General features: G+C 60.6%; 21 protein-coding genes and 1 riboswitch. Of the genes, 9 read left to right on the plus strand and 12 right to left on the minus strand.

The genetic code is table 11. The annotated features are described in order from the left end of the window. Positions 1–107: 107 nt before the first annotated feature. The 8 genes from metK to miaB all read right to left on the minus strand — a co-directional run bounded on the left by metK (position 108) and on the right by miaB (position 8,155). Positions 108–1,289, minus strand: coding sequence for a methionine adenosyltransferase (metK, locus tag J7399_RS03830; protein WP_209084216.1), 1,182 nt, complete (start codon positions 1,287–1,289; stop codon positions 108–110). A 4-nt stretch (positions 1,290–1,293) separates the two neighbouring features. Beyond that, positions 1,294–1,343: riboswitch (SAM-SAH riboswitch) on the minus strand. Between the two features lie 35 nt (positions 1,344–1,378). Beyond that, positions 1,379–2,893: an apolipoprotein N-acyltransferase gene (lnt, locus tag J7399_RS03835; RefSeq protein WP_209084217.1), complete on the minus strand. Its 1,515-nt coding sequence runs from the start codon at positions 2,891–2,893 to the stop codon at positions 1,379–1,381. After that, on the minus strand, positions 2,886–3,782 hold the full coding sequence (locus tag J7399_RS03840; protein WP_209061837.1) for a hemolysin family protein: 897 nt from the start codon (positions 3,780–3,782) through the stop codon (positions 2,886–2,888). The genes lnt and J7399_RS03840 overlap by 8 nt, the downstream gene beginning before the upstream one ends. A 54-nt stretch (positions 3,783–3,836) precedes the next feature. Further along, positions 3,837–4,343, minus strand: coding sequence for an rRNA maturation RNase YbeY (gene ybeY, locus J7399_RS03845; RefSeq protein WP_209084218.1), 507 nt, complete (start codon positions 4,341–4,343; stop codon positions 3,837–3,839). 64 nt (positions 4,344–4,407) lie between these two features. Beyond that, complete coding sequence (locus J7399_RS03850) at positions 4,408–5,448, minus strand: PhoH family protein (RefSeq protein ID WP_209084219.1); 1,041 nt, start codon at positions 5,446–5,448, stop codon at positions 4,408–4,410. A gap of 245 nt (positions 5,449–5,693) precedes the next feature. Beyond that, complete coding sequence (locus J7399_RS03855) at positions 5,694–5,993, minus strand: hypothetical protein (protein WP_209061849.1); 300 nt, start codon at positions 5,991–5,993, stop codon at positions 5,694–5,696. Between the two features lie 11 nt (positions 5,994–6,004). Next, positions 6,005–6,544 carry an OmpA family protein gene (locus J7399_RS03860; RefSeq protein ID WP_247742711.1) on the minus strand — a complete coding sequence of 180 codons (540 nt, stop codon included), beginning with the start codon at positions 6,542–6,544 and terminating at the stop codon, positions 6,005–6,007. Between the two features lie 270 nt (positions 6,545–6,814). Beyond that, positions 6,815–8,155 (minus strand): tRNA (N6-isopentenyl adenosine(37)-C2)-methylthiotransferase MiaB, encoded by a 1,341-nt coding sequence (gene miaB, locus J7399_RS03865; protein WP_209084221.1) that lies wholly within the window; start codon positions 8,153–8,155, stop codon positions 6,815–6,817. 143 nt (positions 8,156–8,298) lie between these two features. Between miaB and J7399_RS03870 the strand changes: the two genes are divergently transcribed. Next, a complete protein-coding gene (locus tag J7399_RS03870) occupies positions 8,299–9,168 on the plus strand; it encodes a hypothetical protein (protein WP_209084223.1) in 870 nt (289 codons plus the stop codon). A 122-nt stretch (positions 9,169–9,290) separates the two neighbouring features. Here J7399_RS03870 and J7399_RS03875 read toward each other — a convergent pair whose 3' ends face one another. Together J7399_RS03875 and irrA are read right to left on the minus strand one after the other, a co-directional pair. Next, positions 9,291–10,274 carry an NADPH:quinone reductase gene (locus tag J7399_RS03875; protein ID WP_209084225.1) on the minus strand — a complete coding sequence of 328 codons (984 nt, stop codon included), beginning with the start codon at positions 10,272–10,274 and terminating at the stop codon, positions 9,291–9,293. A 134-nt stretch (positions 10,275–10,408) separates the two neighbouring features. Continuing rightward, positions 10,409–10,855, minus strand: a complete 447-nt coding sequence (gene irrA / locus J7399_RS03880; RefSeq protein ID WP_247742712.1) for an iron response transcriptional regulator IrrA — start codon at positions 10,853–10,855, stop codon at positions 10,409–10,411. Positions 10,856–11,045: 190 nt separating this feature from the next. On the opposite strand from irrA, the gene fabA reads away from it, so the two are divergent. The 4 genes from fabA to J7399_RS03900 all read left to right on the plus strand — a co-directional run bounded on the left by fabA (position 11,046) and on the right by J7399_RS03900 (position 14,722). Further along, positions 11,046–11,555 (plus strand): bifunctional 3-hydroxydecanoyl-ACP dehydratase/trans-2-decenoyl-ACP isomerase, encoded by a 510-nt coding sequence (gene fabA / locus J7399_RS03885; protein WP_209077646.1) that lies wholly within the window; start codon positions 11,046–11,048, stop codon positions 11,553–11,555. Between the two features lie 216 nt (positions 11,556–11,771). Next, the gene (locus tag J7399_RS03890; protein WP_209084227.1) at positions 11,772–12,530 is read left to right on the plus strand and encodes a dienelactone hydrolase family protein; all 759 of its coding nucleotides are present in this window, start codon (positions 11,772–11,774) and stop codon (positions 12,528–12,530) included. Between the two features lie 166 nt (positions 12,531–12,696). After that, positions 12,697–13,926, plus strand: a complete 1,230-nt coding sequence (gene fabB, locus J7399_RS03895; RefSeq protein ID WP_209084228.1) for a beta-ketoacyl-ACP synthase I — start codon at positions 12,697–12,699, stop codon at positions 13,924–13,926. A gap of 4 nt (positions 13,927–13,930) precedes the next feature. Continuing rightward, positions 13,931–14,722, plus strand: a complete 792-nt coding sequence (locus tag J7399_RS03900) for an enoyl-ACP reductase (protein ID WP_209084229.1) — start codon at positions 13,931–13,933, stop codon at positions 14,720–14,722. On the opposite strand, the gene J7399_RS03905 is transcribed toward J7399_RS03900, so the two are convergent. Next, positions 14,719–15,774 (minus strand): nitronate monooxygenase, encoded by a 1,056-nt coding sequence (locus tag J7399_RS03905; RefSeq protein WP_209084230.1) that lies wholly within the window; start codon positions 15,772–15,774, stop codon positions 14,719–14,721. The genes J7399_RS03900 and J7399_RS03905 overlap by 4 nt on opposite strands. A gap of 247 nt (positions 15,775–16,021) precedes the next feature. Here J7399_RS03905 and J7399_RS03910 point away from each other — a divergent pair, with 247 nt between their 5' ends. After that, positions 16,022–16,348 carry a hypothetical protein gene (locus J7399_RS03910; protein ID WP_209084231.1) on the plus strand — a complete coding sequence of 109 codons (327 nt, stop codon included), beginning with the start codon at positions 16,022–16,024 and terminating at the stop codon, positions 16,346–16,348. Positions 16,349–16,408: 60 nt separating this feature from the next. Here the strand turns inward: J7399_RS03910 and J7399_RS03915 are convergent, their stop codons facing one another. Next, on the minus strand, positions 16,409–16,837 hold the full coding sequence (locus tag J7399_RS03915) for a peptidylprolyl isomerase (protein ID WP_209061878.1): 429 nt from the start codon (positions 16,835–16,837) through the stop codon (positions 16,409–16,411). A 139-nt stretch (positions 16,838–16,976) separates the two neighbouring features. Here J7399_RS03915 and J7399_RS03920 point away from each other — a divergent pair, with 139 nt between their 5' ends. Genes J7399_RS03920 through J7399_RS03930 form a run of 3 tightly spaced genes read left to right on the plus strand, consistent with a single transcriptional unit; the run spans position 16,977 to position 19,479 of the window. Continuing rightward, positions 16,977–17,663 (plus strand): haloacid dehalogenase type II, encoded by a 687-nt coding sequence (locus tag J7399_RS03920; RefSeq protein ID WP_209084232.1) that lies wholly within the window; start codon positions 16,977–16,979, stop codon positions 17,661–17,663. Then, on the plus strand, positions 17,663–18,508 hold the full coding sequence (locus J7399_RS03925) for an alpha/beta hydrolase (protein ID WP_209084233.1): 846 nt from the start codon (positions 17,663–17,665) through the stop codon (positions 18,506–18,508). The genes J7399_RS03920 and J7399_RS03925 overlap by 1 nt, the downstream gene beginning before the upstream one ends. After that, the gene (locus J7399_RS03930; RefSeq protein ID WP_209084234.1) at positions 18,505–19,479 is read left to right on the plus strand and encodes a threonine/serine dehydratase; all 975 of its coding nucleotides are present in this window, start codon (positions 18,505–18,507) and stop codon (positions 19,477–19,479) included. Before J7399_RS03925 ends, J7399_RS03930 begins: the two co-directional genes overlap by 4 nt. Positions 19,480–19,647: the final 168 nt, after the last annotated feature.

The raw sequence follows: 19,647 nt of genomic DNA on the forward strand, positions 1-19,647 counted from the left end.
CTGCTGCACAGGCCCCTGCCTCACCTTGAGCTCAACAAAAAAGCCCGCCGAGATCACCGGCGGGACTTTCACATTTCAGATCAAACCAGGTCAGAGCAAACTGGGGCTCAGATCGCTTTTTTCAGATCGTCCACCAGATCTGTGCGCTCCCAGCTGAAGCCGCCGTCCGCATCCGGTGTGCGGCCAAAGTGGCCATAGGCGGCGGTGCGCTGATAGATCGGCTTGTTGAGCTGCAGTTTCTCGCGAATGCCGCGCGGGGTCAGGCTCATCACCTTGCGGATCGCTTTTTCGATCTCTGCCGGAGCCACATCACCTGTGCCAAACGTGTCCGCGTAAACAGACAGCGGCTCAGACACACCAATCGCGTAAGACAGCTGAATGGTGCAGCGCTCCGCCATGCCCGCGGCCACCACGTTTTTCGCCAGATAACGCGCCGCATAGGCAGCTGAGCGGTCCACCTTGGTTGGATCTTTGCCAGAGAAAGCACCGCCGCCGTGTGGGGCAGCGCCGCCATAGGTGTCCACGATGATCTTACGACCTGTTAGACCTGCGTCCCCATCCGGACCACCGATCACAAACTTGCCGGTCGGGTTCACGTGCCAGGCGGTGGCATCCGTGATCCAGCCCTCAGGCAGGGTTTCGCGAATGTAAGGCTCGACAACGGCGCGCACATCCGCGCTGGTCATGCTCTCATCCAGATGCTGGGTCGACAGCACGATGGAGCTCACGCCCACTGGCTTGCCGCCTTCATAAACAACAGAAAGCTGAGACTTCGCATCCGGGCCCAAAGTTGGCTCCTGACCAGACTTCCGCACTTCCGCCAGACGGCGCAGGATCGCGTGGGAATACTGGATCGGCGCGGGCATCAGCGCCTCGGTTTCCGTGGTGGCATAACCAAACATGATGCCCTGATCGCCCGCGCCTTCGTCTTTGTCTGCGGCCGCATCCACACCCTGCGCGATATGGGCGGATTGTTCGTGCAGCAGGTTGGTGATTTCCACCGTCTCGTGGTGGAATTTCTCCTGCTCATAACCGATGTCTTTGATACAAGCGCGCGCGATTTCGTCGATCTTGCCCATATAGTCGTGCAGCTTGTCCTGATCTGACAGGCCCACCTCCCCGCCGATCACCACGCGATTGGTGGTGGCAAAGGTCTCTGCGGCCACCCGGGCCTCCGGTTCTTCCGCCAAAAAGGCATCAAGTACGGCGTCCGAGATACGGTCACAGACCTTGTCTGGGTGCCCTTCCGAAACACTTTCGGAAGTAAACGTGTAGTTCTGTCGTGTCATGAAGTGCTCCAATAGAAGATAAATCGCCACGTCAGGAAGCCGTTGTGACGACAAAGTGAGTTCCGCCCTACCCGAGCAAAAATGTCAGGTCAATTGCTTTTACGCCACAGGGTTAAGCTTGTCGCGCATAGCAGCAAGAACACCACTGCAATGATCGGCCAATCCCCGCTGCGCGCATAAACCGTGCGTGGGCGTGGCGCGGGCAAGGCAACGTCCAGATACCCCTCGGTATTGAGCTCCAGCGCCTGCAAAACGCGCCCCTGAGCATCAATCGCAGCACTCACACCCGTGTTGGCAGCGCGCAGCACCGGCAAGCCGCTTTCAATTGCCCGCATTCGCGCCTGCGCGAGATGCTGAAACGGGCCGGAGAAAGAGCCAAACCACGCATCATTGGTCAGATGCAGAATGAATGAGGGGCGCTCCGGTGCGTTAAATACATCCTGCGGAAAGACCGCCTCATAGCAGATCAGCATCAGCGCCTTGCCCAGCGTTCCCAGATCCATCAGCGCAGGCCCCGGCCCCGGCGAGAACCCGTCCCCGCTGCGGCTTGCAAAACCGGTAATGCCAATGCGCGCCATCAGATTGCCAAGCGGGATATATTCGCCAAAGGGCACAAGGTGATGTTTGTCGTAGGTGGCGGCAACCTCACCGATGCTATCCAGCAAGATCGCGGCGTTGTGGATGCGCGTGCCTTCAAAACGGTTGATGCCCAGCACAACCGGCACGCCCGCTGCGGACCGGCTGATGATCTGCAGCGTCTCCTCAGCGTAATTCAAGAGAACCGGCACCGCTGTTTCCGGCCAGACGATCAGTTCAGGGCGCTGCCCGCCCGCTGCCGTGGCGCGCACCAACCGTTCAAAGAAAAGGCCAGTGTATTCCGGATCCCATTTCTGATGCTGCGGGGCATTGGGCTGCACAAGACGCACAACAGGCTGCTCCGTTGGCGCCACAGGCTCTGCCGGAGCCATCGGCCAGGCCAAGGCCACCGCGCCGCTCACGCCCAGCGCCGCCAATGGCAAACGCCCGCGCGTCGCCACCGCCGCAAGCCCCAGCGCCATGCTCACGGCAAACAACATGAGGTTCAGCCCATGCGGCCCCACAAAGGCTGCACCCTGCCCTGCCAGCCGGTCCACCAGCGCATAAGACGGCATCCCCCAAGGGAAACCCGTCAACACATAGGCCCGCAAAAGCTCCGCCCCGGTCAGTGTCAGCACAACCGGCCAGCCCGAAGGATGCAACCGCTTGGCCAGCCAAAAGGCCGCACTCCAAAACAGGCTCAGGCCCACCGCCATAAAGACAATGGCAAAAGGCGCCATCCAGCCGTGGCGCAATGGGTCGACAAAAAACGGCTCGACAATCCAATGCAGGGACATGGCGAAGTAGCCGGTGCCAAATCCCAGACCGAGCCAGACGGTCTCCCGTCCGCGCTGCACTTCATGCAGCAGGTAAAAGACCGCCGCGAAGGCCAGAAGGGTTGCCCACCACAGATCAAAGGGCGGATGGCCCAGCCCGGCCATGGAGCCAAGTATGGCGCCGCCCGCGGCAATTCGGAAGGGCACAGCGCGCCAGACGCGCCGCCCCTCCGAGCTGTTGGTGTCAGCCATCCTGCACAACCACCGACGGGCTTGGCACAAAGACCCTCAGGCGTTTGATCCGGCGTGGATCCGCGTCCACCACCTCAAACTCCACACCGTCAGGGCTTTCCACAACCTCGCCGCGTGCGGGCACATGGCCAGACAGCATAAAGACCAGCCCGCCCAATGTGTCGATTTCTTCGCGGTCCACCTCTTCGTGGTGGGTCAGCGAGCGGCCAATGGCGGCCTCAAAATCCTCCAGCGGGGTTTTGGCAAGCGCCAGATAACATCCGGGCTTTTCCTCCACAAAAAGGTCCGCCTCCTCGATGTCATGTTCGTCTTCGATATCGCCAATCACCTGCTCAATCAGGTCTTCGATGGTCACCAGACCATCCACACCGCCATATTCATCAATCACCAGCGCCATATGCCGCCGCTCGGTCTGCATCTTGGTGAGCAGCACGCCAATGGTCATAGAAGGCGGCACAAACAGCAGCGGACGCAGCACGCGGGTCACGTCAAAATCGCCGTCGCCATTGCCGTTAAAGCCGTGGCGCAAGGCAAAGTCTTTCAGGTGAACAAAGCCCACCGGCGTGTCCAGCGTATTGTCATAAACCGGCAAGCGCGTCAGGCCGCTGTCGCGAAACAGCTGCACCAACTCGGCCTTGGTGATGGTGTTGGGCACCGCGATGATATCTGCCTTGGGAACGGCCACATCCTCAACGCGCATGCGGCGCAGGTTGACCATGCCATGCACCTGCCCAGCAGGTGCCAAGGGGGCGACCGGGCGCTCTGCACCAGGTTCTGCGGTGTCATTTGAGCCAAAGAGGCGGCCAAGCCAGCCTTTTGACGCGGTTCTCTGGCCTTCCGGCTGCGCGCGGGGCGCTGCGTTAGAAGACCCGTCTATACTGTCGCCCATCTGTCCTTTCCGATGATCGGTGTCACTGGTCTGTGTCTGGAGGCTTTGCGCCCCTTAAGTGTCGTCATATGGGTCCGGCAGACCCAGTTTGCCAAGTATGGCCACCTCGTGACCTTCCATCAAAGTGGCATCTTTGTCACGAATGTGATCATAGCCCAAAAGATGTAACACGCCATGAACCACAAGATGCGTGCAATGATCGGCCAGCGGTTTGCCCGCCGCATCCGCCTCTTTCAGGCAGGTGTCATAGGAGATCGCAATATCGCCAAGCTCCTCCGGCATGCCCGGCAGGCTCTGTTCGGGTGGCAGCGGATCTGCCCCGTCATCTTCTGCGCCGCGTTCCTCACTTGGCCAGCTCAGCACATTGGTGGCTTTGTCCTTATCGCGAAAATCCGCGTTCAAAACCGCAATGCGCGCATCATCACAGGCCAGCACCGCAATCTCAAAATCCTCCGCATTGAGTGCAAGATGCGCCAAAGTCGCCTGCGCGGCGGTTTCGGCAAGGGTTTCAAAATCGAGTGTTTCCCACCGCGGATCTTCCAGGATCGTGTCGGTCAGCATGCAGGCGTCGCACGGGGGCTGACTGCCCCCGCACCCCCGTGGATATTTTCAGAATGAGAAACGCTCATGCTTTCTTTTCTTTTTCCGCCAAAGCGCGCACCGCATCGGCGTCATAGGCTTTGATGATGGCCGCGACCAGCGGATGGCGCACCACGTCGTCAGCCGTGAAATAGTTGAAGCTGATGTTCTGGATGCCTTTGAGCAGACGCTCCGCATCTTTCAGGCCAGATGGCACGCCGCGCGGCAGGTCAATCTGGCTGCGGTCGCCGGTGATCACCATGCGCGAGCCTTCGCCCAGACGGGTAAGGAACATCTTCATCTGCATGGTGGTGGCGTTTTGCGCCTCATCAAGCACCACAAAAGCGTTAGACAGCGTGCGCCCCCGCATAAACGCCAATGGCGCGATCTCGATCTTCTTTTCCTCAATCAGCTTGGCGAGCTGTTTGCCGGGCAGAAAATCATTCAGCGCATCATAAAGCGGCTGCATGTAAGGATCGACCTTGTCCTTCATGTCACCGGGCAGATAGCCAAGCTTTTCACCGGCCTCCACCGCAGGGCGGGACAGGATGATCCGGTCCACTTGACCGGAGATAAACATGCTCACGCCCACAGCCACGGCGAGATAGGTTTTGCCGGTGCCCGCCGGGCCAATGCCAAAGGCCAGCTCATTGTTAAACAGCGACAGCACATAGGCTTTTTGTGCGTCTGTGCGCGGCTCAATCAGCTTTTTACGGGTCTTGATCTCAACCGGGCCGCCTTTGAACATCTCCAGCTGGTCGCCATCACGCGCGCCGGTTTCCGCCTCAGAAGGCCCCATGCGAATCTCGCGGTCGATATCGCCGGGATCCACGGATTTTCCGCTCTCAAGACGTGTGTAGAGCCCGGTCAGCACCTCAACGGCCTCTGCCTGGGCAGGTTCTTCGCCATGAATATCAAGCTGATTGCCCCGGCGCAGGATCTGCACCCCAAGCTTTTGCTCAATGTCTGCGAGATTGCGATCATATTCACCGCAGAGTTCGATCAACAAACGGTTGTCTGGGAACTCCACCGAAGTTGGCTTGGGTGCGGTGGCGGCGGGCGGTTGGGACTTGGTGCCGGTGGGCAATCACATCTCCTGTAGCGAAGGGTCTGTCTTTATCGTGCCAAGTTGCGCGGCCACGTGCAAGCGCAGGCCAATGAATTTTCCATGACGCAGGCAAATTTCAGCACAGGCGCTGAAATCCCAAACGCAACCACTTGGCCGCGCTGTGTCGCCACCTGCCAGCGCCGTTGCCAACCTCCTCGCACAAAAGAAAACGCCGCCTGCAATCCGCAGGCGGCGCTCCATTTCATCATGTCAGCTTGCTGCGATCAGATCCAATCGCCAAAGCCGGAGCCTTCTTTATAAGGCCCGGTTGCCACGCCGGGAGGGGCGGCACCGGAGCAGACCGGCTTACCATATGGGTCAAGACGCTGGGACAGATAGCCCTCCACACCGTCATCAATGATCCAGTGGTCACAGCCGTTTGGATCCACCCAGACACCGGCAACAAGGTTGCTCAGGTGGCCGGAGTCGCGGCCATTGTCCACGGTCTTGTCAATTTTTGGCTCCACACAGGCAGACACGCTTGCGGCCAGCCCAAGAAGGAGAACACCTTTGATCAGTTTCATATTCGCTCCCCTTAGCGCAGGCAGATGATTTCGACGCGACGGTTTTCCGCCTGACCCGCCGAAGTGCTGTTGGTGGCACGAGGCTGGCGCTCGCCATAACCGCGCACATCCGCAACGCGCACACCGCTCTGACGGGCCACTTTTGCCACCGCATTGGCACGGTTGTAGCTCAGGCGCATGTTATAGGAATCGCTCGCCCGGCTGTCGGTGTGACCGGTGATGATAAAGGCGGAAGCGGTCGCATTCTGGAAGAATTCCGCCAGACGCTGCCGGTTGGCCGCGTTGATGTAATGTTTGTCGGTGGCAAAGAACTGGTCAGAGTTCATCACACCACAGACATTGCCCCGGCGGCAGACCGGAATACCCTGACGGTTCACGTGGGGGGTCATGTAGCCTTCAACGCCATCGTCCATCACCCAGTGCTCACAGCCATCCGGATCAACCCAGACGGTGGGCACATAGCGCTGCCCCAAGACGGTGCGCTGGTTCTGCGCGACGGCGGGTTCAGCAATAGACATAAGCGCAAGACAGGCAGCTGCCGCGCTTGTCATAATTGCCCGCGCCATATTTTTGGAATTTTTCGCCACTGCGATTACCTCTCCATATCCCCCGAAGGCCCCGGTTCAGTTGAAACACGTTCTAAATCAAGGCTTTCACAATTAGCTTAAGATGCCGTGAAAAGCCCCCTAAGTGAAGAAAAAATGCAGCATTTTCGCGCGCAGATCACAAAAATATGGTCAGAATGTGACGACGGCGCCCCACCCGATATGAGACGCCGTGACCAATATTTTACAGTGTATGGAAATGTTTCCAGAGCGCGATCAATCGCTCAGCAGCACCGCACCAAGTGAGTTCGCGCTGCTCTCAACGATTCTTACACGCTTGATGTCCCCAACCCGGCCTTTGGGATCCTGCACATAGACCGCGTGCAGATAATCGGACTTGCCGACCATCTGCCCTTCAAGACGACCAGGCTTTTCGTAAAGCACGCTCACTTCGCGCCCCACCATGCTGTCCTGAATTTCACGCTGCTGGGTGCCCAGCAGGGCCTGCAGGCGTTGCAAGCGGTCATTGGCCTCGGCCTCATCCACCAGCGGACGTTCCGCCGCCGGGGTGCCCGGACGTGTGGAGTATTTGAAGCTGTAGGCCTGCCCGTATCTGACCTCTTTGATCAAATCCATGGTGTCCTGGAAATCCTCTTCGGTCTCTTCCGGGAAGCCCACGATAAAATCACCGGACAACAGCAGGTCGGGCCGTGCCGCACGGATGCGCTCGATCAACCGTAGATAGCTGTCACGGTCATGGCTGCGGTTCATGCGCTTGAGGATCTTGTTGGAGCCTGATTGCACCGGCAAGTGCAGGTAAGGCATCAGTTTTTCGCAGGTGCCATGCGCCTCGATCAGGTCATCCATCATGTCGTTGGGGTGGGAAGTGGTGAAGCGGATGCGCTCCAGCCCGTCGATCTTGTCGAGCTCCCAGATCAGACCCGCGAGGGTCATGTCGCCGCCGCCATAGGCGCCGTGATAGGCATTCACATTCTGCCCCAAGAGAGTGATCTCACGCACGCCGCGCTCCACCAGATCACGCGCCTCGGTCAGAACGCGATCCACCGGGCGGCTCACCTCGGCCCCGCGGGTGTAAGGCACCACGCAGAAGGCACAGAATTTGTCACAGCCTTCCTGCACGGTCAAAAATGCGGTGGGCGCGCGCTTGGCTTTGGAGCGACCTTTGAGCTTTTCGAATTTGTCTTCTTCCGGGAAATCAGTGTCGAGCGCCTTCACCCCCTCTTGGGTTTTGGCCTCCATCTCCGGCAGGCGGTGATAGGCCTGCGGCCCCACAACCAGATCCACCAATGGCTGACGGCGCATGATCTCTTCGCCCTCAGCTTGGGCCACACAGCCCGCCACGCCGATCTTCAGGTTGGGCTTTTCCGCCTTCAGCCCCTTGAAGCGGCCCAACTCGGAATAAACCTTCTCAGCCGCCTTTTCCCGGATGTGACAGGTGTTGAGCAGGATCATATCCGCATCATCCGCACTGTCGGTGGTCTCATAGCCCGCGCCGCCCATGGCTTCGGCCATCCGCTCGCTGTCATAAACATTCATCTGACACCCGTAGGTCTTGATGAAGAGCTTCTTTTTCTCAGCTGCAGTGTTCTCGGCCATGGCTCACATCCTGTCGCGTCTCGCGGTTTCAAGGCGTTTCCCTACATCAAAATGAGGGGTGCTTGCAATGCGGAGGCTTTTACCTGATTTTGACGGAAACAAGAGTATGAAAGAACGGGCAAAAATCGCATGTGGGGCAGCGTATGACATACGACTCGCTGGAGCAGTTCCTGCAAACCGGCCAAGAGCATCTCGCCAAGGGACCGGTGGCGCTGATCTTTGCCGAAGATGACGTGGAGGTGGACAGCACCCTGCGCCACCATCTGTCGCTCGGCTTCAAAGCCGTCATCGCCTTCATGCCCGGGTCTTTTGAGATGGCACCGGATCTCGTGGACCGCTGCCAGCGCGTGACCATGGACAGGCCCTCCGGCCCGCCGATGCGCGAGACGGTCAATGCGATCATCAAGGCCGCGCCGGACATCTGGATCTACTACTGCTTTAACGCCGAATATCTGTTCTTCCCGTTCTGTGAAACGCGCGGCATTGGCGAAATGCTGACCTTTCACACCGAGGAACGCCGCGACGCGATGCTCACCTATGTGATCGATCTCTACGCCGCCGACCTCTATCAGACGCCAAACGCCGTGGCGCTGGACACCGCACAGCTAGACCGCTCCGGCTACTATGCGCTGGCACGGCTGGACGCGGACAACCACAATCACCCCAGAGAGCGGCAACTTGATTTCTTTGGCGGCCTGCGCTGGCGCTTTGAAGAGCACATCCCCGCCAACCGCCGTAAAATCGACCGGATTTCAATCTTCCGCAGCAAGCCGGACCTGATCCTGAACGAGGATTTCACCTTCAACGATCAGGAATACAACACCTACGCCTGCCCCTGGCACAACAACCTGACCGCCGCCGTCTGCTCCTTCCGCACCGCCAAGGCGCTGAAATCCAACCCCGGCTCAACTTTCGACATTCAGCAGTTCAGCTGGCACAACTCCGTGCGCTTTGAATGGCACTCCCGCCAACTGCTCGACCTCGGCCTGATGGAACCGGGGCAGTGGTTTTAAGGGGCCCATCCGGCGCGACGGGATCGCCTGCCCGAAAAGGCGAAAGCGCGCCCTACCCCGCAAGTCCAGCTATGCGCCTCTTGCGGGGTGTTTGTCACTTTCACAAGTGGCTATTTTGAATTTTAGAATCCCACCAAAACCGCGCCCTTGCGTCCGCCCGCTTCGACCAGATCATGCGCCGCACCCGCCTCTTCCGGCGCAAAGACGTTCGGAGCCTCCAAGGTCAGCGCCCCCGCCTCCAGCGCCTCATGCAGGCGGGCAATCGCCGCATCGCGGGCCGCTTTGGGCAGGATATAAATCAGGGTGATGTCAAGCTTGAGCGCTTTGAACAGCATGGGGCCAAAGGGCATTTCAGGCGTCATGTCCTTTGCCGATCCATAAGCCGCAATGGTGCCAAGCGGCTTCATGACCTCGGCAAGCAGCGACAGGTTTGGCCCCAACTCCACCTCAACAGCACGGTCCACGCCCCCGCCGCTGGCGGCCAGAATATCCTCTGCCAAAGTCGGGCTCGCGTAGTCAAACACATGGGTAGCCCCTGCGGCCCGGACCCGGTCCACATCACGCGCGCCGCAGGTGGCAATGACCGTGGCTCCGCCCCACACCGCAAGCTGCACCGCCAGATAGCCCACAGCGCCACCGCCGCCAGCCACCAGCACCGTCTGCCCCGTGACATCCCCGTCGCCAAACACCGTCTGCGCCGCCGTCAGCCCGGGAATGCCCAGCACCGCCCCCACTTCAAGGGAAACACAATCCGGCAAAGCCACCGCCTGATCCGCTGGCAGGGCGACATACTCCGCGCAGGTGCCAAAGGGGCGTTGCCACTGGCCATTCCAGATCCAGACCCGTTCTCCCACACTGGCCGCGTCCACGCCCGCGCCCACCGCCTCGATCACACCGGAGCCGTCGCTGTGGGGCACAATGACCTCAAAGGGCGGCTTGGTCACACCCGGACGTGTGCCGCTGCGCGCCTTGGCATCCGAGGGATTCGCACCGGAAAACGCCACGCGCACCAGAACCTCGCCCTCTGCCGGTGTCGGCTTGGGCAGATCCTCAACCTGCAAAACATCCTGCGCCGCGCCAAACCTGCGCCAAGTCACTGCCTTCATTGCCCTCTCCTTCGTGGTCCGCCCCAATCTGAGCCGCACTCATGCTGTCACAGGCATGAGCCGCGCACAATCACAGGGCGTCGCCGCGCGTCGCCACGTCACAATAGGAGAAAGGAACTTGGCTGGGTCGTCGCTCAGGTGCGGCGCAGGCGGATCACCACGTCGATCTTGGAGATCTCGGCCCCCTCAGGCGCATTCGGCAGGCGCGCGATCTTCAGCTCTTCAGAGGGCGCGTCAGTCAGAATACGGTCATCTTCCCAGAAGAAATGCGGGTGATCGCCGGTGTTGGTGTCAAAATAGCTTTTGGCGCCATCCACGGTGATTTCCTGCATCAGCCCCGCATCACAGAACGCGCGCAGAGTGTTGTAGACCGTCGCCAGAGACACGCGGTCTCCGGAATCCTGCACCGAGGCATAAAGGCTTTCGGCCGTCACATGCCGGTCATTGCCATCGCCCACCAACAGCGCTGCCAGCGCCACCCGCTGCCGGGTCGGGCGCAGACCACCGGAGGCCAGCCACTTTGTCCCCACGCGGGTGGGGTCATCGGAGATATGTGCCTGTGTGCCGTCTGTCGTGCTCATGGGTCAAATCCTGCTTGTGCGCGTCATGTTTAGCGCAGCCTTAGGGGCAGTTTCAATTGAAAATGAGTCGCAACACCAGATGTCGCACCTCCAAAGTGCTTCTTTTGCAGCACGAGAGCCGCCTTGCAGGAGCATAGGAGCAAGTGCTAGAGGGGTCCAAATCAAGATAGATGGACAAGGGACTCCCAGAATGGCCGACTACCCAACGAGCTTTGACAAAGACGATCTGCTGAAATGCGCCCGTGGCGAGCTCTTTGGTCCCGGCAACGCACAGCTCCCTGCCCCGCCCATGCTGATGATGGACCGCATCACCGAGATTTCCGGTGACGGCGGCGCCCATGGCAAAGGCCACGTGCTGGCGGAATTCGACATCACGCCTGACCTCTGGTTCTTTGACTGCCACTTCCCCAACAACCCGATCATGCCCGGCTGTCTGGGTCTGGATGGCCTGTGGCAGCTGACCGGCTTCAACCTCGGCTGGCGCGGCTGGACCGGCCGCGGCTACGCGCTGGGTGTGGGCGAAGTGAAACTCAAAGGCATGGTGCGCCCCGACCGCAAGATGCTGACTTATAAGATCGACTTCACCAAAGCCGTTCAAACCCGCCGCCTGACCATGGGTGTTGCGGATGGCATCGTCGAAGCCGACGGCGAAGTGATCTATGAAGTGAAAGACATGAAAGTCGCGCTCAGCGAGAGCTGATCGTCAGCGACATGTGAGGAAAAGGAAAAGGCCCTGCGGGGCCTTTTTTGTTGGCCAGACCGCCGCCGCCAGGTCGTGCCATACAGCCACGCGCGACCCGCAGCTTTGAGACCTCCCGGCGACCCAGCTTGTTTGAAGTGCTTATTGAGACAATACTCCCGCAAGGCTTGCGCGCCCGACACGGACAGGCTGCCGACCCGACAAAGGAGTGTTCCCTTGCCCAACTGGACTGACCCGCCCGCCTTCACATTCAGCCACCGACTGGACAACGGCCATACCGCCACCCACGACGTCTATCGGCGCGGCGAGGGGCCTCCGATTCTGATTTTGCAGGAACTGCCCGGCATCGGCGTGGAAACCTATGACCTCGCCGACCGCCTGATCGCCGCCGGTTTCTCCGTCTACCTCCCGCATCTGTTCGGCCGCCTCGGTAAGGCCAATAAACTGACCGCTGCAACAAATTTCCTACGACTGTACTGCGTAAGGCGCGAATTTCAGATCTTCTGGAACGGCAAACAAAGCCCCATCGCCGCCTGGATGCGCGCCCTTTGCACTGAAATTTCCGCACGCGAAGACGGCGCACGCCTCGGGGTGATCGGCATGTGCCTGACCGGCAGCTTCGTGATCCCGCTGATGGCAGAAGACGCCGTTCAGGGCGCCGTGGCCAGCCAGCCCGCCCTGCCAATAAAAAGCACACCGCCGCTGCACATGTCACAAGAGGACATCGACGCAGCCAAAGAAAAAATGGTGGAGAAAGGCCCTGCCTTGGCCATGCGCTACAAGTCTGATGACCTCAGCAAACCCGCACATGTCTGCGCCCTAAAAACAGCCTTTGGCGAGCACCTCGAGATTAAGGAGTATGACAACCCCGATGGCGTGACCGGCCGCCAGCACTCTCTGCTGACACTGGACTATCTGCCCGAAGCCTACGACCTCACCGAAACCTATTTCAAAACGCGCTTTGGGTTGGTTTAGCCACGCTAAGGCAACGCCGGCTTCCAAGCCAGCGCGCCCCTATCCCGGCCCCAAGGCCAAATTTGCCCAACAATCCCTGACAAGACTGCGCACGCGCCCCAACCCACCTTGCGCCTGCCTGTACAAATCCCCTACATAGACGCCAGCAAACTAAGGGAGAGCGCATATGCGTCGCGTCGTCGTTACCGGACTGGGTATCGTTTCCTCGATCGGCACCAATGCCGAAGAAGTCACCGCCTCGCTGAAAGCGGGCAAATCTGGCATCTCTGCCAGCCCGGAAATGAGTGAGCACGGCTTCCGCAGCCAGATCGCCGGTCATATTGACATCGACCCCAAGGAACATGTGGACAAGCGCACCCTGCGCTTCATGGGCCCGGGCGCAGCCTATGCCCATATCGCCATGCAACAGGCGATTGCCGATTCCGGCCTCGCCGAAGATCAGATTGTGAACGAGCGCACCGGCCTTGTGGCAGGCTCCGGCGGCCCTTCGACCTCTTCCATGCTGGTTGCGCACCAGACCGTGGAGAAAACCGGCGCGACCAAGCGCATCGGGCCTTTTGCGGTGCCAAAATGCATGAGCTCGACGATTTCGGCGAACCTCGCCACCGCCTTTAAGATCAAAGGCATCAACTACTCCATCACCTCGGCCTGCTCGACCTCACTGCACTGCATCGGCAACGCCGCAGAGCAGATCATGATGGGCAAGCAGGACGTGATGTTTGCCGGTGGCGGTGAAGAGCTCGACTGGACCCTCTCCTGCCTGTTTGACGCCATGGGCGCGATGAGCAGCAAATATAACGACACCCCGGAAAAAGCCTCCCGCGCCTTTGACGAAGACCGCGACGGTTTTGTGATCTCCGGTGGTGGTGGCATTGTGGTGCTCGAGGATCTTGAACACGCACTGGCCCGCGGCGCAAAAATCTACGCCGAAGTCACCGGTTTTGCCGCGACCTCTGATGGTCACGACATGGTAGCCCCATCCGGCGAAGGCGGCGAGCGCGCCATGCGTCTGGCGCTCTCCACCCTGCCTGAGGGGCGCAAAGTGGATTACATCAACGCGCACGGCACCTCCACACCTGTGGGCGATGTGGGTGAGGTTGAGGCCGCCCGCCGCGTCTTTGGCGCAGGCAATGTGCCTCCGATCTCCTCCACCAAATCCATGACCGGCCACGCACAGGGCGCAGCAGGCGCGCTGGAGGCAATCTTCTGCCTTCTGATGCTCGATCAGGATTTCATCGCCCCGTCGATCAACGTCGATACACTGGCCACTGGCATCGAGCCGGGCGAAGTGGCAACCTCTTTGGTGGAGAACGCAGGCCTTGATAGCGTGATGACCAACAGCTTCGGCTTTGGCGGCACCAACGGCTCCATGGTTCTCAGCAAATACAAAGGGTAACGCCATGACAGGTGTACTGGCGGGCAAGCGCGGCCTGATTATGGGCGTCGCAAACGAGCGCTCGATTGCATGGGGCATCGCCCGCGCCATGCATGAGGCCGGAGCCGAGCTCGCCTTCACCTACCAAGGCAACGCCTTTGGCAAGCGGGTCAAACCGCTTGTCGAAAGTGTCGGCAGCGATCTGCTGCTCGACGTGGATGTGACCGATGATGCCTCGCTCGATGCGGGTTTTGCACAGCTATCAGAGGCATGGCCCACCATCGACTTTGTGGTGCATGCCATCGCCTACTCGGACCGCAATGAGCTGACCGGGCGCTTCGTTGACACCACACGGGACAACTTCAAGAACTCGCTGGATATTTCCTGCTATTCCCTGATCGAAGTTGCCCGCCGCGCCCATCCGATGATGGCAGAAAACGGCGGCACCATCCTGACCCTGACCTATCAGGGCGCGAACCGCGTGACCCCATTCTACAACGTCATGGGCGTTGCCAAAGCTGCCCTTGAAAGCGCCACGCGCTATCTGGCCAATGATCTTGGCCCGGACGGTATTCGCGTAAATGCGATCTCGCCGGGGCCGATGAAAACCCTGGCTGGAGCCGCCATCGGTGGCGCACGCGCCACCTTCAAACATGCCGAGCAGAACGCCCCGTTGCGCGCCAACGCAACGCTTGATGCCGTGGGCGGCACCGCCGTCTATCTGGCCTCCGACGCGGGGGCCTGTACCACCGGCGAAGTGCTGCGCGTGGATGGCGGCTTTCACGTGCTGGGCATGCCGCTGGCGGAAAACCTCTAGACCGAGGCCGCCTCCAGCTCCGCGCCAATGGCTTGCAGGATTTCTGCCGCACCGCCTTGGCGCACTCGAGCCACCCCGGCACCGGCCCATTGCGCACCAAAGCCCGCTTCGCCCGCCGATTTCGCCGCCGCATTCAGCGCTTTGGCCACATCATAGGCCACCGGATAATCCGGCAGGCGCGCGCCAAGCTGCTCCCCCAGTGCCACATATTTGTTCTGCAAACACCGCGCCGGGCGCCCAGACAGCACCGGCGTCAGCACCGGAGGCCGCAGCGCCTCATCCTTAAGCGCTGCACGGTATCCCGCATCCGCCGCGGATTCCGCACTGTCCAGAAACGCGGTGCCAAGCTGCGCCACAGTGGCGCCCGCCGCCAAGGCCCGCGCCACATCCGTGCCATCCATCAGCCCGCCAGCGGCAATGACCGGAACATCAACCGCCTCTGCCAACAGCCGCACAAGCGCCAAAGTTGGCAGCGCCGCGTCCTCTGCATCCGGGTCAAACACGCCACGGTGCCCGCCCGCTTCTATGCCCTGCGCCACAACCGCATCCACGCCCGCCGCTTGACAGGCCAAGGCTTCAGCCACACTGGTTGCGCTGGCAAAAACCAGATTGCCCGCCGCCTGAAGCTCTTTGATCCAACCCTCATCCGGCAGACCGAAGTGCAGGCTCACCACACCGGGCTTTTCCTCCAGAAACATCTCACACATGGCCCGATCCACGGCGAAGCTCTGATAGATTTCATGCAGCGCGTCCGGCGGCTTGGCTTCAAAACCAGCAAAGGTCGGCGCAAGCGCATCAAGCCAGGCCGCTTCCACATCCGCATCGCGCACAGCGGGCGCATGACAGAACACATTGGCATTGATCGGGCGCTCCGTCAGGGCCCGCGCCTGCCGCAGCATCGCCCGTGCCACCTCCACACCGGCTGAACCAAGCCCCAGCGCGCCCAAACCGCCCGCATTGCTGACCGCTGCCGCCATTTCCGGCGTGGACACCCCCGCCATCGGGGCCTGAAACAGGGGCCACTTAAGCCCCAACCGCGTGACCAAATCCATGAGCACTCCTCCTTGCCCTCACGCTACTGCAGCGCAGCCAAAAGAAAACCCGTGAAACGTCACCGCGCGGATCTTTTGACACGGCTCACCCGACAATGCCGCGTGCCTTCTCTCATTTGACAAGGTGTAAAGCCTTTCAAATTTTACATAACGGGACGCCCCAAACAGCATAACGCGTCCCCTTGGAACCCCGGTTTTGGGCGCAATATAGAGGGCTTCATTTTGTCTTTGCCCGGACGTTTTTAAAATGCAGCTTTACACACTCTTATTGGCCATCACTGGCGTGGCATTCATGGTCTTTCTGGCCGCGAATATCCTCAGCGACACCCCGCGTTTGAAAAAGCTTGAGCCGCTTTTTGTCGGCCTCAGTCTGGGCATCGTGTTCTGGGCGCTGCTCACCTCTTCCACCGGCAAGTCGGAGCCGTTTTCCGAAAACATTGCCCATGCCAATTTGTCCAAGCTGCAATGGGCCTCTTCCTGCCCGGCCAAGGCAGGCGGGCCGCTGACGCAGCAAGGCAATTTTCAATGTTGCCCCGCGAAAGAGCCCAACTCCGTCGCCTGCCTGCATCGCTAAGGCAACAAAAAAGCCCGCCATAAAAGGCGGGCTCTTCGCTGAATTCTACTGAGCACAGGTTCAGTTGATCGAGACCAGCTCGATCGCAAAGGTCAGATCTTTGCCCGCCAGCATGTGGTTGGCATCCAACTTCACGATCTCTTCGGTGATCTCCACCACGGTCACAGGCACAACCTGACCTGTCGGGGATTGCATCTGCAGCTGCAGGCCGATTTCCAGCGGGATCTCCGCCGGGATCTGCTCACGTGGCACATCCTGCACGGCTTCGTCATGACGCGGGCCATAGGCCTGATCCGCTGGGATCTCAGCGACTTTCTTGTCGCCCACACTCATACCATCCACGGCACTGTCAAAGCCCGCGATCACCTGACCGGAGCCAAGGGTGAACTCCAGCGGGTCGCGCCCTTCAGAGCTGTCGAAAACAGACCCGTCGCTCAGGGTGCCAGTGTAGTGGATGCGGACGGTGTCGCCCGATTTCGCTGCGGTCATAAAATGTCCCATCTGTCAGCATGTCCCGACCAAAGCGTCGGCTTTAAAGGCGCACCCTATAGACCTTGGTGTTAATTGGCAAACAGGCCTTTTCGCCCTGCGCCAAACCTGCCAGTCTGCACTTAAATGGGAGGATCACATGGCCATCACAACTTGTGTTTTTGACGCTTACGGCACGCTTTTTGACGTCGCCGCCGCCGCGCGAGAAGCCGCAAGCGAACCGGGACGAGAGGCTTTTGCCGCGCATTGGATGGATGTGGCAAACAACTGGCGTCTCAAACAGTTGCAATACACATGGCTGCGCGCTGTTGCGGATGCCCACACCGATTTCTGGGAAGTCACCCAAAACGGTCTGGACTGGGCGCTGGAGGCCTCAGGCCTGCAAGGCGATGCAGAGCTGCGCGAGCGTCTGCTGGCGCTCTATTGGGAGCTTTCGGCCTATCCCGAAGTGCCCGCCATGCTGGCCAAACTGAAGGCCGCCGGTTTCAACACCGCAATCCTGTCCAATGGTTCGCCTGACATGCTCAACGGTGCGGTGCAATCGGCGCAAGTTGGCGAGTTTCTCGATGATGTGCTCAGCGTCGAAGACGTGGGCATCTTCAAACCCGCCGCCTCCGTCTATGATCTTGTCGGCAAACGCTTTAACTGCGCCAAAAACGAGGTGCTCTTTGTCTCCTCCAATGGATGGGACGCAGGCTGCGCCACCGGCTACGGCTTCACCACCGCCTGGGTCAACCGCGCAGGCGAACCGGTGGACCGCCTGCCCTGGCAACCGGCCCACATCCTGTCCAACCTGACCACCATCCCCGATCTTGCGAGCGCCTGATGCCCCATTTCACCACGTCTGATGGCCTGTCGATCTACTTTGACGACACCGGCGGCGACGGCCCCGCCGTGCTCTGCCTCTCCGGCCTCACCCGCAACGCCACCGATTTTGACTATGTGCGACCACATCTGTCCGATGCCCGCGTGATCCGCATGGATTACCGCGGTCGCGGTCAGTCGGATTGGGCCGAGGATTTCGGCACCTACAGCCTGCAGCGCGAAGCCCAGGACGCGCTCGAGCTGCTTGACCATCTCGGCCTTGAGAAAACCGCCATACTCGGCACCTCCCGTGGCGGTCTGATCGCGCTGTTGCTGACAGAAATGGCATCGGATCGCATCACCGGCGTCTGCTTCAATGACGTCGGCCCGGTGATCGAAACCGAGGGGCTTGAGGTCATCCTTGTTTTCATTGGTCGCAACCCGGTCTGGAAAACCCGCGCGGAGGCCGCAGAAGCCCTCGCCCAGCGCCTGCCGGGCTTCCACAATGTCCCGGCCAGCCGTTGGGCGGAAGAAGCCGAACACCACTTTGTGGAAACCGAAACCGGCCTTGCGATCAACTACGACCCCAAACTGCGCAACGCCGTGCTGGCGGAGTTTGATCCCAAAGCCCCCGCAAGCGACATGTGGCCCCAGTTTGACAAACTCGCGGGCCTGCCCCTCGCGGTGCTGCGCGGCGAAAACAGCGACATCCTCAGCCGCGACACGGTTGAGGAAATGCAGGCCCGCGCGCCCATGCTCTCAGCAGAGGTCGCTGACCGCGCCCATGTCCCGTTTCTGGACGAACCGGAAAGCCTCGCGGTGCTGCGCCAATGGATTGCCAACCTCAAAGAGCGTGAAACCAAATGAACATCGACATGATCCGCGCCGCCCAACAGCGCCTGAACGGCCACGCGCGGCGCACCCCCATGCTGACCTCCCCCTTTCTGGATGAGATCGCAGGCCGCCGCGTTCTGGTAAAACCGGAATGCCTGCAGCACACCGGATCGTTCAAGTTTCGCGGCGGCTGGTCGGCGGTCTCCGCTTTGGACGAGGCAACCCGCAAACGCGGCATCATCGCCTATTCCTCCGGCAACCACGCGCAGGGCGTGGCCATGGCGGCAGCAGCCCATGATGCGCCTGCGGTGATTGTCATGCCCAAAGACGCGCCGCAGCTCAAAATCGACAACACCCGCGCGCTTGGCGCCGAGGTCGTGTTCTATGACCGCGCCGGCGGCGAGAACCGCGAAGAAGTCGGCGGCACCATTGCCCAAGAACGCGGCCTGACCCTGATCCGCCCCTATGACGCGCCAGAGGTGATCGCCGGTCAGGGCACCACCGGGCTTGAGATCGCAGAGCAGGCAGCGGAACTGGGCGTGACCTCAGGCGACGTTCTAGTCTGTTGCGGCGGCGGCGGGCTAACCTCCGGCATCGCGCTGGCGCTTGAGGCCGAAGCGCCTGAGATGCGCGTGCGCACCGCCGAGCCTGAAGAGTTTGACGATGTGGCCCGCTCGCTTGCCTCAGGGGACATTGAAAGCAACACCCGCCTCTCCGGCTCGCTTTGTGACGCGATCATCACGCCAAGCCCGGGCGAGATCACCTTCCCGATCATGTCCCGCCTCTGCGGCCCCGGCCTTGTCGTCACCGAAGACGAAGCCCTGCACGCCATGGCCCTCGCGTTCAAACGTCTGAAAATCATCGTGGAACCGGGAGGCGCCGTCGCCTTGGCCGCCGCGCTGTTTCATGGCGATCAGATCGACGGGGAAGCGGTTATGGCCGTCTGCACCGGCGGCAATGTGGACGCGGATGTGTTCGCGGATGCTCTTGCCAAATACGCCTAACACAAGGATCGCGCCCGCCTCCGAAGGGCGGCCCACAGCATGACATGACTTGCCCGCTCCCCAAACGCCGCTATCTTGGCTGAAGTTGCGAAATCGCGCCCGCCCTTGGGGGCGGGGCCGGGCGCGATCCGAGCCGCTACGCGTCTCGGTCATTTAAGAGACCTATTT

The organism is Shimia sp. R9_1 (genome assembly GCF_017743775.1).
Lineage (GTDB): Bacteria > Pseudomonadota > Alphaproteobacteria > Rhodobacterales > Rhodobacteraceae > Shimia.